Source organism: Acidobacteriota bacterium, from assembly GCA_035471785.1.
Lineage (GTDB): Bacteria > Acidobacteriota > UBA6911 > RPQK01 > DATIPO01 > JANQFM01.
On record DATIPQ010000121.1, the window covers coordinates 1 to 13,954 of the forward strand.

Annotated in this window: 9 protein-coding genes and 1 tRNA gene; 5 read left to right on the forward strand and 5 right to left on the reverse strand. The window is 64.3% G+C overall.

What is annotated here, in order from left to right; genetic code table 11:
* The first annotated feature begins 91 nt into the window (after window positions 1-91).
* Both VLU25_17790 and VLU25_17795 read left to right on the forward strand, forming a co-directional pair.
* Window positions 92-1,810, forward strand: a complete 1,719-nt coding sequence (locus tag VLU25_17790; GenBank protein HSR69787.1) for a serine hydrolase domain-containing protein — start codon at window positions 92-94, stop codon at window positions 1,808-1,810.
* A 78-nt stretch (window positions 1,811-1,888) separates the two neighbouring features.
* Window positions 1,889-2,122 (forward strand): hypothetical protein, encoded by a 234-nt coding sequence (locus tag VLU25_17795; GenBank protein ID HSR69788.1) that lies wholly within the window; start codon window positions 1,889-1,891, stop codon window positions 2,120-2,122.
* Between the two features lie 140 nt (window positions 2,123-2,262).
* Here the strand turns inward: VLU25_17795 and VLU25_17800 are convergent, their stop codons facing one another.
* Window positions 2,263-4,701 (reverse strand): ABC transporter permease, encoded by a 2,439-nt coding sequence (locus VLU25_17800; GenBank protein HSR69789.1) that lies wholly within the window; start codon window positions 4,699-4,701, stop codon window positions 2,263-2,265.
* A gap of 80 nt (window positions 4,702-4,781) precedes the next feature.
* Here VLU25_17800 and VLU25_17805 point away from each other — a divergent pair, with 80 nt between their 5' ends.
* Complete coding sequence (locus VLU25_17805; GenBank protein ID HSR69790.1) at window positions 4,782-5,693, forward strand: VOC family protein; 912 nt, start codon at window positions 4,782-4,784, stop codon at window positions 5,691-5,693.
* A gap of 60 nt (window positions 5,694-5,753) precedes the next feature.
* Here VLU25_17805 and VLU25_17810 read toward each other — a convergent pair whose 3' ends face one another.
* The 4 genes from VLU25_17810 to VLU25_17825 all read right to left on the reverse strand — a co-directional run bounded on the left by VLU25_17810 (window position 5,754) and on the right by VLU25_17825 (window position 12,637).
* Window positions 5,754-6,779, reverse strand: a complete 1,026-nt coding sequence (locus VLU25_17810) for a hemolysin family protein (GenBank protein ID HSR69791.1) — start codon at window positions 6,777-6,779, stop codon at window positions 5,754-5,756.
* Window positions 6,780-6,841: 62 nt separating this feature from the next.
* On the reverse strand, window positions 6,842-9,622 hold the full coding sequence (locus VLU25_17815) for an ADOP family duplicated permease (GenBank protein ID HSR69792.1): 2,781 nt from the start codon (window positions 9,620-9,622) through the stop codon (window positions 6,842-6,844).
* Window positions 9,622-9,996: a helix-turn-helix transcriptional regulator gene (locus tag VLU25_17820; GenBank protein ID HSR69793.1), complete on the reverse strand. Its 375-nt coding sequence runs from the start codon at window positions 9,994-9,996 to the stop codon at window positions 9,622-9,624. The genes VLU25_17815 and VLU25_17820 overlap by 1 nt, the downstream gene beginning before the upstream one ends.
* A gap of 304 nt (window positions 9,997-10,300) precedes the next feature.
* Window positions 10,301-12,637, reverse strand: coding sequence for a DUF305 domain-containing protein (locus tag VLU25_17825; GenBank protein ID HSR69794.1), 2,337 nt, complete (start codon window positions 12,635-12,637; stop codon window positions 10,301-10,303).
* A gap of 223 nt (window positions 12,638-12,860) precedes the next feature.
* On the opposite strand from VLU25_17825, the gene VLU25_17830 reads away from it, so the two are divergent.
* Complete coding sequence (locus tag VLU25_17830; protein HSR69795.1) at window positions 12,861-13,028, forward strand: hypothetical protein; 168 nt, start codon at window positions 12,861-12,863, stop codon at window positions 13,026-13,028.
* 157 nt (window positions 13,029-13,185) lie between these two features.
* Window positions 13,186-13,261: transfer RNA gene (locus VLU25_17835), tRNA-Asn, on the forward strand.
* The last annotated feature ends 693 nt before the right edge of the window (window positions 13,262-13,954 follow it).

Below are 13,954 nucleotides of genomic sequence, written 5' to 3' on the forward strand. Positions count from 1 at the left end.
CCCCCCCCGACGTGTGGTAAGAATGCTTAGTCGCCGGCCAATTATTTCATAAGTGCTTACGGTTTGTGCAAGTCGAGGAAGCGGAGGCAAAGTGCAGAGATTCAGGATGCTGATGATTGGCTGGGTGGGGCTGTGGGTCTGGATGGGGCAGGTCCTGGCCTGCCAGGAAGAGGTGGATTTGACCGCCCAGCTTGAGGATTCTATGAGCCTGCTGGGTGGCTACGGATTCTCTGGGACGGTGCTGGTGGCGATGGACGGCGAGGTGCTGCTGCACCGCGGCTACGGATGGGCGCGGCGGGATCCGGTGGTGGCCATGCAGCCCGAGACGCGCTTCCCGGTGGCCTCCATCAGCAAGCAGTTCACGGCGGCGGCCGTCCTCAAGCTGGAGGAAGAGGGCAAGCTGCGCGCGTCCGATCCCATCAGCCGTCATCTCGATGGGGTGGCAGAGGACAAAGAAAGCATCACCATCCGCCAACTGCTCTCTCACACCTCGGGACTGCCCTTCGAGTGCGGAGGCCGGCCAGATTCGATGCAAGCGCTGCTGCAATGCCTGTGGCAAGCCCCGCCGGGAGAACCGGGCCAAGCCCAATACTCCAATGCGGGTTATGCGCTGCTGGCTCATTTGGTGGAACAGGTGTCCGGGCAGCCCTTCAAGCAATTCGTGAGAAGCCGCCTCTTCCAGCCGGCCGCAATGAGCGAGAGCGGATTCATCGACGAGCCGCAGCGCTTCGCTCAAGGCCAGGTGGCCTACCAGTACACCTGGAACGTTGAACACGGCACCGAAATCGGTTCCGGCCTCAACTGGAATCTGAGGGGATCGGCTGACGTGGTGACGACGGCGGGCGATCTGCTGCGGTGGGAACGCGCCTTGACCTCCGGCAAGATCCTCAAAGCGGATGCCCTCAAGAAGCTGTTGCAGGGCGACGGCGAGCCCGGCACAGCCGCGGGCAGCGGCTATGGATGGCAGACCGATCCGGGCGGGCAAGTGCAGCGGGCCGGGGGGACCTTTGCTCTCGGCTTCAACGCAGTCCTGCGCCGCTATCCGTCCCGCAAGGCCGTGGCGGTGGTGCTTTCCAACCAGAACTACGGGCTGCTGATGCCGACGCCGCTGGTCGCCGAAACGGTCGAGAATCTTCTCATGGGGCGCCCGCCGGCCGATCTCCCTCAGGCGGCCGCACCCCCTGAGGACTTGCTTCAGCAGTGCGCCGGCGATTACCAGATCGAGGACGGGGGCCGGCTCCAAGTGGAAGCTTTCGCCGGCAACCTCCTGATCAGCGTCCAGGGACAGCCGGCCGTCAACTGGCTGACCGTCCGGTCGGCCCCCGAGGCCAGGCAATTGCAGGCCTACACCGACCGCGCCCTGGAACTGGCCGACGCCCTGGAAAAGCGGCGCTTTGGTCAAATCGCCGAGATTCTGGGCCTCGACGAAGGGGCCGAGGCCCGCACCGAGACCCTCTATCGCGGGTGGATCGAAGGCTTGGAAGACGGTCAGGGCCAACTGCAATCGGTGCAGGTGGCGGGCACGATTCCTCAGGGAGAATCCTCCCGCACCTATTTGCGGCTGACCTTCGAAAAGGGGAGCCAAGTGCGCCGCCTGCGCTGGCTGGGCCAGGATCTGGTCAGCATCGTCCCTGGAGCGCTTCCCCTGCTGCCGACCCATTTCCGCCTCCTCTCCGGCGACAAACTGGCCGGCTTCCACCTGGCTTACGGCAGAGCCGTCGAGCTCCGCATCATGCGTGACGCCGAAGGCAGGGTGTCGGGGCTGGAGCTGTCCGGTCCTGATGGAAAACTGGTGGCCTTGCGCCGCTGACAGAGGGTGACCTGTCGCGGTGCGAGTCATAAAATGAGTCACGGTGAGTCACCAAGTGACTCATCAAGGAGGGCGCCGATGAATCAGTTGACGATACGCGGCTTCGGGCGAGACCTGGAGGAGAAGATCCGTTCCTTAGCTGAAGTGGAGAACATTTCTCTCAACAAAGCGGCCGTTAGGCTCTTGCGTCGAGGGGCCGGGCTGGACCAATCCGATGAATGGGATCCGATCGGAAACTCCCTTGATCACTTCTTTGGTACTTGGAGCGCCGAAGAAAAGGAATTCATGGACAAGGTCGAAGAAGAGTTTTAACGCATCGATCCGGAGCTTTGGCGGGGGCCGAACTTCTCACCTTTGACCGATACGACGTCATCCAGTTCTCGCCGCTGATCGTGTAGCGATCACTGGTATCGAGAGTTATAGGCCAGGAACTGCTCTCGAATTCCTGACCATCAGTCGCTGCGCAGGGCCAGCAGGGGGTCGATGGAGGTGGCGCGGCGGGCGGGGAGATAGCTGGCGGCCAGGGCGCAGGCCAGCAGGATGGCGGCCGTGGCTGCCAAGGTCAGCGGATCGGCCGGCTGGACGCCGTAGAGCAAGCCGGCCAGGGAGCGTGCCAGCAGGTAGGCGGCCCCGATTCCCAGAAGCAAGCCCAGGACGCTCCATTGAAGTCCCTGGCGCACCACCAGTCTGACCACGTCGCCGCGGCCCGCTCCCAGCGCCAGGCGGACGCCGATTTCCTGGCGGCGCTGACGCACGTTGAAGGAAAGCACGCCGTATATCCCCAGCGCAGCCATGAGCATGGCCAGGGCGGCGAAGGCGGTCAGCAGTTGCAGCAGGAAGCGGGGACGCGAGACCGATCCGGCCACCAGTTCTTGCAGCGGACGCACCTCGCCCACCGGCAGCGAGGCGTCCTGGCTGCGCACCTGCGAAGCCGTCACGGCCCGCAGATCGGAGTGAGTCAGGCTGGAGCGCACCACAAGGTGCATGTCGCGATAAGGGAATTGCCCGTAGTTGTAGTAGATGGTGGGCTCGGCGGCTTCGGTGAGCCGGCGGTTCTTGACGTCGGCTACGACTCCGGCGATCCGGTAGCGCGAATCCTCGATCAGGGTCGTTCCCAGCGGGCCGAATCCGCGTGCGTAGGAGGTAATCACTTCGTCCAGCGGGTCCTCTCCCGGCCACATCTGCTCGGCCATGGCCTGGTTGATGACGATGACCGCCTGGGTATCGGCCTGGTCGCTCTCTTCAAAGACCCGTCCCTTGAGCAGGGGGATGCCCATGGTCTCGAAATAGCCCGGCGTGACGGTGACATGCTGGGCCTGAGGACGGTCATTGGCGTCGCCGTAGGAACGTCCCTCGATCTCGTAGGGGACGCGCCAGCCGCTGTCAAAGGGCAGGAAGCTGGTGGCCGCCACCTGGCGCAGCGCCGAGTTCTCGCGCAGCGACGTGGTCAATTGGCGGAAGAAGGCGGCCACCCGCTCGCTCTCAGGGTAGGCGCGCCGAGGAAGCTGTACGTTAATGCTGCTGACGCTCTCGTGGCGGAATCCGGGATCTTCCTGCATGAGGGCGAGGAAGGATTGCAGCAGCAGTCCCGAACCGGCCAGCAGCATGGTGGCCAGAGCCATCTCTCCCACCACCAGCGCTCCCCGCAGGCGGCTGGAGGCGGTGCCGGAGCTGCCCCGGGTTCCCGACTGCAAAAGCGGCTGCAGGTCGCGGCGTGAGGCCCGCCATGCCGGGATGGAGCCGAAAACCAGTCCTGTGAGCAAGCTCAAGCCCAGCGAGAAGGCCAACACCCTCCAGTCCAGGCTGGCTTGATCGAGGCGCGGGATATCGACCGGCACCAGTCCCACCAGCGAACGCAGCGCCGCCCAGGCCAGGGCCAGTCCCGCCAGGCCGCCGGCCAAGGCCAGCAGGACGCTCTCGGTCAGCAGCAGGCGCAGGATGCGTGCGCGTCCGGCGCCCATGGCGGCCCGCACGGCGATTTCCTTGCCCCGCGCAGCTCCCCGCGCCAGCAGCAGATTGGCGATATTGGCGCAGGCGATCAGCAGCACCAGCGCCACCGCCCCCAGCAGGAGAAGCAGAGCCGGACGCACCGATCCCACCAGCTCATCGCGCAGGGCCACGGCTTGCACCGTCCAGTCGCGGTTGGTGCGGGGGTTCTCCTCGGCCAGACGGCGGCTGAGGGCGTCCAATTCGGACTGGGCCTGCTGAAGCGTCACGCCCTCTTTCAAGCGGGCCACCGATTCGAAGAAGTGGGCCGCCCGCGAGTGCCTTTCCGGCTGCCAGGTCAGGGCCATCCACACTTGGGTCTCGCCGGGAAAACTGAAGCCGGGGGGCATGACGCCTTTGATGGTGAAGGGCCGGGCGTCGAGTTGCACAGGCTTTCCGATCACCCCCGGGTCGCCGCCGTAACGGCTTTGCCACAGCCCGTAGTCGATGACGATGGCCGACTTGTGATCGGGGGCGTCGTCGCCTTCCTCGAATCCGGGTCCGATCAGCGGGTCGACGCCCACCACCTGGAAGATGTTGGCTGAGGTCTCGATAGTCCTGACGCGGATGGGCTCGCCGCTTTCGTCGGTCAGGTTGAGGTCGGGACGCCACCATCCCGCGGCATCGGTGAAGACCTGCTTCAAATCGGCGTAATCGACGAAATTGACCGGAGACAGCTCCTGGTGTTCCAGCCCCTGCGCGTCATTGCGCTCCCACAGCATCACCAGCCGCTCGCCATCCCGATATTCCAGCGGACGCAGCAGCACGCCGTCCACCACCGAGAAGAGCGCCGTGTTGGCCCCGATGCCCAGTCCCAAGGCCGCAATCACCGCCAGAGAAATCCCCGGAGCCCGCAAAATCTGCCGCGCTCCAGAACGCACGTCTGCCCAGAATTGTCCCATCATGGGGAGTTAGACCCGGCGTCCACTCATTTGGTTGGCTGAGTTTTGCAGGCTTCCTTTTTTGCGGGGTACACTGCCGCGTTATGAGCGACGAAAAGATCGTGCCTTGCCTCTGGTTCGATGACCAGGCCGAAGAAGCGGCCGGCTTCTACGCCCAGACCTTTCCCGACAGCCGCATAGGTGTCATGTCCTACTTCCCCGAGTCCGCCGACAACCCTTCGGACAAGCCGCCCGGCAGCGTCTTGACCGTCGAGTTTGAACTGGCGGGACAGCGTTTTACGGCACTCAACGGAGGGCCGCAGTTCACCATCAACCCCAGCATTTCCTTCTTCGTCTTCAACCAGACGGCAGAGGGGACGGACAGGCTCTACGCGGCGCTGGCCCAAGGGGGCGAGGAATTGATGCCTCTGGGCGAGTATCCCTGGAGCCAACGCTACGGCTGGGTCAAGGACCGCTTCGGCGTCTCCTGGCAAGTGATGACTGGACACCGCCGTCCCGGAGGCTCGGCCATCGCACCCTGCTTCATGTTCGCGGGAGCCCAGCAGGGACGGGCGGAAGAAGCCATTCAAACCTACACTGAGATCTTTCCCCAATCGAAGGTGGACAGCCTGGCTCGCTACACCGCTGAAGAGGGCACCGAGGGGACCATCAAGCACGGCCGCTTCATCCTGGCCGGGCAGGACATGGTGGCCATGGACAGCCACATCGACCACGGCTTCGCCTTCAACGAGGCTCTCTCGCTGCAGGTCATGTGCCGGGATCAAGCCGAAGTCGACCGCTACTGGGCGGCTCTCTCCGAAGATGGCGAAGAAGGCCCCTGCGGATGGCTCAAAGACCGTTTCGGGGTCTCCTGGCAGGTCGTGCCGGAGGAGGCTCTGCAATGGCTGACCAGCGATGACGCCCAAGCCCGCGACCGCGCCTTCCAGGCCATGCTGCCCATGAAAAAGCTCGACGTCGCCACCCTCAGAGCCGCCTTCGAAGGAGCGGACGAATAGCGAGCAGCCTGATACCGCCGAGAGCAATTGGGCCAGCGCGGTCGCTGACGTGCGCGGATATTATTTCTCGATCGCCTTTTTACGGCGCTCCCGGGCCAGTTGGCGCAGGTCCTCCACCTGGTCCGACTCATCTACGATTTCCTGTCCCAGGATCTCCTCCAGTACGTCCTCCAGGGTGACCACTCCGGCGAAGTCGGCGAACTCGTTGAGCACCACGAACATGTGCCGGCGGCGCTCCAAGAACATCTTCAGCAGTGCGTCCAGCAGGGTGGTGTCGGAAACAAAGTGGACAGGACGCGTCAACTGGCGCACCGTGACATTGGGGAGGTCGTCTTCGTGAGCCAGTATTTCGCGCCGGTGGACCATTCCGATGATGTCCTTCTCGCCCTCGTCAAACACCGGGATGCGGCTGTGCTGCTGAATATCCTTCATCCTGCGGACTTCGAGAAGAGGTGCTTGGGCGCTGAGGGAGAAGACCACAGCCCGCGGCGTCATGATTTGGCGGGCTGTCTTGGAGGGAAGAGTCAGGATGTTTTCGATGACCTCCGCTTCATCTTTGTTGATGGCCCCGGCCCGCAGTCCCAGCCGGGCTACCGAGAGGATTTCCTCTTCCGAAACGGTGGCGGCGGGCTTTCCCCGCGTCACCAGGCGAGTCGCCAGGCCGCAGAACAGGATCAGCGGCGCGAAGACTCTCACCAGCACCAACAGAGGCCAGGCGACCAGCGGAGCCAGCCGGCGGCTGTGGACCACCCCGACCGTCTTGGGAATGACTTCGGAAAAAAGCAAGATCGCCAGTGTGAAGAGGGCGGAGAACAGTCCCAGCCACTCACTGCCCAGGGCTGCTGCGGCAAAAGCTCCCGCAACCGCCGCTCCCGCGGTGTTGGAGATGGTGTTGAGGGAAAGAATGGCGATGATGGGGCGGTCGATGTCCGAGCGCAGCCTCTGTAACGCCTGTGCTCCCGAACGGCCTGACTTGACCAGCGACTCCACGTGGCTGTCGGGCACGGCGTAGAGGACCGCTTCCAGCAGCGAGCAGAGAGCCGAGATAGAGATGGCGACCGACACGGTCACGACTAAGGCTGTCATGTCCCGACCATAAACCGAAAGGCGCTTCGGGCGCTACTGCGGGCGTTCTGATTCCATGGCCCTTATTCGGTGCGCAGCACCTGGTTGGGGTCGGTGCGGGAGGCGCGCCAGGCGGGCAGCAGGGAGGCCAGCAAGGCGGCTGCCGTCAAGGTCAGGACGGCGGCTGAGAGGATCCAAGGATCGTAGGGCCGGGTGCGGTAAAGCTGAGAAGAGAGCAGGGGAGCGGCGGCGAGTGCCGCGGCGCCGCCCAGCACCACGCCCACAAAGGCCACCCGCAGTCCTTGCAGGGCGATGAGGCGGGCCACCCGTCCCGAGGCGGCGCCCAAGGCCATGCGCACGCCGATTTCAGGACGGCGCTGGGCCACCGAGTAGGCCAGCACGCCATAGAGTCCCACGGCGGCCATGGCCAGCGCCAAAGCGCCGAAGAGGCTGAAAAGGGCCGCTCCCAGACGGAAGGGCCGGATCTGCGGGTCCATCAGCTCGGCGTAGGGGCGGACTTCGAGGTACTCGTAGTGGGTGGAAGGAAGGGAACGGCGCAATGCCTCCTGCAGCCGGGCCAGGTGGGCCTCGGCGTGGCCCTCGGTCCGCACCAGCAGGCTCCACACCCGCGAGCGGGGCGGACCGGGAACTTCGGGGAGCTGCTCGAAGGGCAGGTAGTACTGCATGGCGGTGTTCTCCTGCTCCAGGCGCAGGCGCTGAGGACGGGTGTCGGCCGCCACCCCCACGATGCGCCTGCAGGGCAGGTCGTCGCTGGCTTGGGGCGGCCACGCCGAGGTATTGAAGCCAGTGCGCAGGCACTTGCCCAAGGGATCTTCCTGCGGCCACACCGCGCGCGCCATGGACTGATTGACGACCGCCACCAATTGGGCGTCGCGGCGATCGGAAGCAGTGAAAGCCCGTCCCGCCAGAATGTCGATCCCCATGGCCTGGAAGAAGCCGGGATCGGCCCCGTAGAGGCGGGGGAACTGCCCCTGAAAAAGCTGGTCGGCGTCGCGTCCGGGAATTCCCACGGGAAAGGTGGCGCGGGGGCCGAAGGGCAGGGACTCGACGGGCAGTGCCTCGGTCACCTCGGGCATCCGCTCGGCCTGCTTTTCAAGACGGCGGTAGGTTCGGTCGCGCTCTTCGGGGCCCATGGAAGCGGGAAACTCCAGCCGGGCCAGCGCCAGGCGTTGGCTTTCGAATCCCAGGTCCTGGCTGACCAGTTGATATAGGCTGTGCAGGAAGAGTCCGGCTCCCACCAGCAGCAGCATGGAAACAGCGGTCTGAGCCACCAGCAAACCGGCCTGCAAGCGGGAGCGGCGCCAGCGCAAGGTGCTTCCCGCGCCGCGCAGCGAAGTCATCGGCGAGGACGCGCCGCTTTGCCAGACGGCGATCAGCCCCGTCCAAAGACCCGCCAGCAAAGCGCCCCCGGCGGCGGCCGCCAGCACGCCGCTATCGGCAAAGCCGGCGCCCACCATCTGGGGCAGGAGAATGCGCCGCACCATCTCGCCGCACCAGTAGGCCGCCACCAGTCCGGCCAGTCCTCCGGCGCCGGAAAGCAGCAGGCTCTCGGCCAGAAACTGGCGCGCGATGCGTCCTCGGCTGCACCCCAGCGCCAGGCGCAGCGCGGTCTGCCGGCGACGGCGCAGCGTCTTCAGCAATAGCAGAGTGGAGGCGTTGGCCAGAGCGATGAGGAAGACCAAGGCCGCTGTGGCCGTGAGCCACAGCGAGATCTGTCCGGTGACGCCGCGCTGCCCCAATCGCAGGCCGGGGATGAGCGAAGCCAGACCCGCCTTCCAGTCGCGCATGGGGCCGCGAGCACTTTGCAGGATGCGGGCCGCTTCCTGCTCCGCCTGCTGAGCCGAAGCCCCTGGAGCCAGGCGTGCCAGCACGGTGACGGTCTGCAACCTCTCGGAAAAGCGCCAGTCGGCAGGACGCTTGGACATGCCTGCCAGCAGGGGCACCCACAGGTCGACCGCCTGCAAACTGTCGCCGCTGAATCGCGGCGGCGCCACGCCGACGACGGTGTAGGCCGTGCCGTCCAGGGTCAAGCTGCGTCCGATAACGTCGCCTGCGCCGGCCAGCTCCCGCTGCCAGAACGCGTGACTGAGGACAGCCACCGGAAGACCCGTGGGCGGCCGGTGCTCTTCCGCAGAGGGAAAACGGCCCAGTTGAGGCTTGACGCCCAAGAGGACGAAGTAGTCCTGCGAAACCATGCAAGCCTGGACTTTGCGGGCCGTTTCTGACTGTCCCAGCACTATTTCCGCGTGGTGGCGGGCGGCCACGGCGCCCAGGCGGCGGGCCGAGCTTCTAAGCTTCTCGTAGACGGGATAGGAAGTGGTGGTACTGGCCACCGGATTTCCCCTGAAGTCGCTGCCCGCGAACTCAAGTGTGAAGACACGGCTTCCCTCGGCCACGTGAGGCGGGGCGCTCAGCAGCAGACGGCTGGTCAGGCCCAGCATGGCGGCGTTGGCGCCCACTCCCAGCGCCAGGGTCAGAAGCACCAATAGCGATGAAGCGGGGTTGCGCAGCAGCGACTTGAAGGCATAGCGCAAGTCGTGGCCCAGTCCTCCGCCCAGCGGCAGGCGTCCGCCGCCGGAGTTGGAGTTGGCCCCGGCTCGAAACCAGGACAGCTTTTCCCTGGCTTGGCGGATGTGCTCCATGAAGGCGCTGCTGAACAGGTCGAAGAAGGAGCGCGTCCATCCGCCCAGCAATCCGGCCGTTCCGCCATGACGCAGCGCACAACGCATGCGGTCGCGGAAGAGTTCCGCCATGTCGCGTCCGAATCGCCGGCGCATCTCGGCGGGAAAGAGGTAAAGCAGCAGGCGGTAGATCCGTTCCGATCCCCGCAGGACGGTGTTCATCACGCCCTCTCCTTGCCTTCGGCCAGACTGTGAGATTCGGCGAAGCGGACCAGGCGCTTGAGGCGCGCGGTTTCGGCCTCGGCCACCCGCAGTCCGAAAGGCGTCAGGCAGTAATAGCGCCTCCGCTCGTCGTCCGACTCGGGGGCGGGGCGCCGCTCCGTCTCCTTCAGCAATCCCTGTCCCATCAGCCTGCGGATGGTGCGGTAAAGATTGCCCGGCTCAAGCCTGATCTGGCCTTGCGAGCGCTCTTCGATGTCCTGCACGATGCCGTAGCCGTGACGGTCTTGGCCGGCCAGCACCAGGAGCACCAGGTAGTCGACAGGTTTGAGCGGCAAAACGGATTCGGGCCGGCGTTTCTCTGCGGTCACACGCACCTCGAAGTTCTGGTCTCCGTGATTATAGTCTAAATGACTATAGTCGTGCGCAAAGTGCTTGTCAAGCGAGGAAATGATGCCGAGAGAGGTGTTCGACTCTGTATTGTCGTCCCAGTTGTCGCCGTCCGTGGACTCTTAAAGCGCGGTCAGCGCCGCCCGGTCTTGAGCCAGGGCGAAAGGCGCGGTGAGGAGGAAAGAAAAGGACAGGAAACAGAAGCCAGACTTGCTCACAGGCGGCGAGTAGGCGAGTTGCCGTGAGAGCGCAAAAAGGTCAAATATGCCACTACTTCCTGCCCCTGGGCGTTCACCGCAGGCGTCCGGCGATGCCCTCGAGAGTGTCGGCCAGGGCGGACCGGCGCTTCCGGGTGATGGCATTGCCGCCGCCCTCCCCGACGCTGTCCGCCAGCGACCGCAGACGTGAGGCCAGCTCGGCATCGCCTGCACCGGAATCCAGTCGAGAGGACGCTTGGTCAAGGGCCTGGTCGAGGTCTGCCAGCAACGATTCCGCGAGGGCATTGCTGCGCTTGAGCTGATCGATGTAGGCCCGGGCCACCACCGGCTTGTCCGGCCATGTGACGCGGAACTGCTGTTGAGGATTGAAGATGTCTCCCTGGTCGGCGATGGCGGCCGCGGCGATTTCGTTCTCGGACAGGTGCTCGCTGGGCTCCAGCGCCAGCACGTCGAGTCCGCGTACGATCTCGGTGCCGTAGATTCGTCCGCGGTACCAATAGGTGGACCAGAATCCGCCCAGCACCATGGTTTTGGCATCGATGGGACCGCGGTCGAAGAAGGCGATCTCGACGGGGTTGGCGGTATCGGTGAAATCGATGACCGAGATTCCGCCCTGATACCAGGCCTGTACGAAGATGTCGCGTCCCGGCACCGGCACGATGGAGCCGTTGTGGGCCACGCAGTTTTCCTGTTCCACCTGGGGGGCCGGCATCTTGTAGTAGCTGCGGAACTCGAGCTTGTTGTCGACGATGTCGTAGAAGGCGTCCGCGCCCCAGGTCAGCGGATCGAAGGTACGGCAGCGCGGGCGTCCGCCCCCGCCCCACTCGTCGGTGAACAGCACCTTGGTGCCGTCGTTGTTGAAGGTGGCCGAGTGCCAGTAGGCGAAGCCCTTGTCGACCACGGCGTCGATGCGCTTGGGGTGGAGCGGGTCGGAAATGTCGAAGATAATGCCGTTGCCCGAGCAGGCCCCTGCGGCCAGTCCCAGTTCGGGAAAGGCGGTGATGTCGTGGCACTGGTCGGTGCGGCTGGTTTCCTGGGTGTCGGCGCCGTGGTCGCCGCCCCGCCACAGTCCGGCCATGACGCCGGTTTCGGGGTCGGCGAATACCGCGGGACTGTCGACGATGCGCGCCTTGCCGGGATCGTCGACGGGGATCTCGATGACGTCGATGCGGAAGAGGGCCGTGCGTTCGTCGCCGGGCACTTCGCCCACGCAGCCTTCCAATTCCTCTTCGTCGCGGACGCTGGCGGTTCCCGAGTTGTAGACGATGATCTTGCCGTCTTTGTTGGAGATCACCGAGTGGGTGTGGGAACCGCGGCAGGTCTGCACGGCGCCCACCTGCAGCGGGCGCCTGAGGTCGCTGATGTCGAAGATGCGGATGCCGCGGAAGCGCTCGCTGCTGACGTCTTCCTTCACGCCTTCCAGTCCGCAGTCGAGCCGTCCTCGGGTCTGCTCCACCGACATGATCAGCAGGTCGTCCACGATGGAGACGTCGCCCTGGCCGCCTGGACAGACTACTGAACTGATGAGGTTCGGGACTCCGTCGTCCACCAGCCGGTAGATGTTGAAGCCGTGGTAGTTGCCGGCCACCAACACGTCTCCTGAGAAGGCCATGTCGGTGTTGGAAAAGCTCAAAAGCGGCGAGCGGACGTCCTCTTCGCGGTCGTCCCTCGTCCTCTCCTCTTGCTCCTCCTCATCCTCCTCTTTCTGGGGGGGCAGCCCGGCCGGGTTGTTGGGGTCGAAGAAGCCGTCCGGCTTGGGCAGCGAGGTCACCAGCCGCAGGTTCGAGATGGCCTGGCCGGCGTCGCGGAAACCGGGCGAAAGCCCCGCCCGGGGATCGTCGGAGAGCGAGACCAGAAGCGCATTCATGCGTTCGATCTCGGCGGTCTGATCGTTGGTGATGTTGTTGGCGAACTCGAAGAGCACGGGATCGTGGGCCGTGCCCTCTTGGTCCAGCAAGTCCTCGACCATGGTCACCGCGCCCTCGTGGTGAGTGATCATCAGCTTCAGGAACAAGCGGTCGAAATCGGTCCCTTTCGAGGCGGCCAGTTCGGCCATCTGCTCGGGACTGGCCATGCCCGCCATCTTGTGGGATGTGTGCATATCATGATGAGCCGTCGGGTCCGGAACCTTCTGGCCGCGCCGGCTCAACCACTGCTGCATGAACTTGATCTCGTCGTCCTGAGAGGCCTTGATGCGTCCGGCGGCGTCGACCAATGCCTGCCGGTTGGTGCGCTCGGCCACCAACCAGGCCATCTCGATGGCCTGGTGGTGATGAGGAATCATGTCCTGCATGAACTGAACGTCGGCCGGAGTAAAACTGGTGTCGGCGATCTTGACGGCCTCTTCAGCGCTCAGCTCCCGCGGCGGCTGCCCCGGCGCCCCCGGCTTGACGATAGGCGTCTGGGCCATGCCCAGCGGCGCCAAACTCAAAAGAACCACGCTCAGGCAGGCGCACCTGAGCAGTCGAACGGCGGAATTAGTAGTAGCACTCAATGACTTAGCTCCTTGGTCACAACACTCGAATTCGCAGGGCCCCAGCCCTTGCCCTCAATCTACCAGAATCGAAGGGCACCGCAAATCAACCCGGCAGCCAGTTAACAGTCGCGCTCTGCGCAGCCGCCTGCTGATCGGCATGCTGACCCTGTATATGGGTACGGCCGTGGCGGGAGATTGCGAAGTCATCTTCTCGGAGTACATCGGCTGCTGCTACGGCGGCTACTACGGCCAATACCTGCATCACTGCGCCGACGGCAGCCTCGAAATCGTGTGCTACGGACCCTGCCAGGGTCCTCCTCCCTGATTGAGGCCCCTGACGGCATCGACAGATGACGAACGCGGAGGCTGGCTGTTGCTTGAAGCTGGCCCCCGCGTTAGTCTTTTGCCTCTCGCAAGGCCGCAGCCCGGCTTGACGTAAGGTGCCTGATTTTGTACCCTATCGTTCCGCTTCTGAGCACTGCTCCTCAGTAGCTCAATCGGCAGAGCATCCGGCTGTTAACCGGAGGGTTGTAGGTTCGAGTCCTACCTGAGGAGCCATTTTGAAGTTCGAATTGCGAAATTCGAATTTCGAAGTGGCGACCCTTCGCACTTCGCCATTCGAACCTCGCTGGGCAACCCTGCGTCTCTGCGCCGAACTCCCCAGAAACACCGCCAAGAGCAAGGGCCTCTGATGCCAGTCGCCCCGCTGGAGTGATTCCCGAAAACTGCATTCTTGACCCAGGTTGCATCACTGCGGAACTCGAAAGAGGGAAGAGTCGGGTTCATCAAAGACGCGTTTAGAAATCCGACGAGTGCATTTCGGAAGGGCGCTTTGATATATTGCCAGGAACCGGCTCAATCAGCCAGCGGACGACCTCTAACTTCAGCATCTAGTGCTGCCGGTCATTAGTTCTGAGCCAGACCCTCCGTTTTTTGTCCCTGACAGGTACAGAGTCGCCAGCCCCCTCCTTCGCCAAGGCTTCGGAGGGCAGGCAGCGACTGTGTTAGAAGTCAAGTCCGGGCTCGCTGAAGGCGAGCGATTCGCCAGCCCAGGGTCAGCCGCGGCGAGCGCCAGCGAGACGGCGGCGCCACCCTGGGTTTCAGACGGCGAAAGTCTGAACGCTGAAAGCGTGGAATAACGCGACAGGGTGGCTCAAACGTCTGACGCACTGCACTAGCGGAGACAATTAGCGGAGGGAGTCGCACAGCAATCAGCTCAGCGGCTGGCGGGAACAATGGCGGGTATCGCCG

What these genes read in the sequence shown, in the direction of transcription:
- VLU25_17795 (HSR69788.1), top strand. Translation starts at nt 1,889, where the DNA reads ATGAATCAGTTGACGATACGCGGCTTCGGGCGAGACCTGGAGGAGAAG.
- VLU25_17800 (HSR69789.1), bottom strand. Translation starts at nt 4,701, where the DNA reads ATGATGGGACAATTCTGGGCAGACGTGCGTTCTGGAGCGCGGCAGATT.
- VLU25_17805 (HSR69790.1), top strand. Translation starts at nt 4,782, where the DNA reads ATGAGCGACGAAAAGATCGTGCCTTGCCTCTGGTTCGATGACCAGGCC.
- VLU25_17810 (HSR69791.1), bottom strand. Translation starts at nt 6,779, where the DNA reads ATGACAGCCTTAGTCGTGACCGTGTCGGTCGCCATCTCTATCTCGGCT.
- VLU25_17815 (HSR69792.1), bottom strand. Translation starts at nt 9,622, where the DNA reads ATGAACACCGTCCTGCGGGGATCGGAACGGATCTACCGCCTGCTGCTT.
- VLU25_17825 (HSR69794.1), bottom strand. Translation starts at nt 12,637, where the DNA reads ATGGCCCAGACGCCTATCGTCAAGCCGGGGGCGCCGGGGCAGCCGCCG.
- VLU25_17830 (HSR69795.1), top strand. Translation starts at nt 12,861, where the DNA reads ATGCTGACCCTGTATATGGGTACGGCCGTGGCGGGAGATTGCGAAGTC.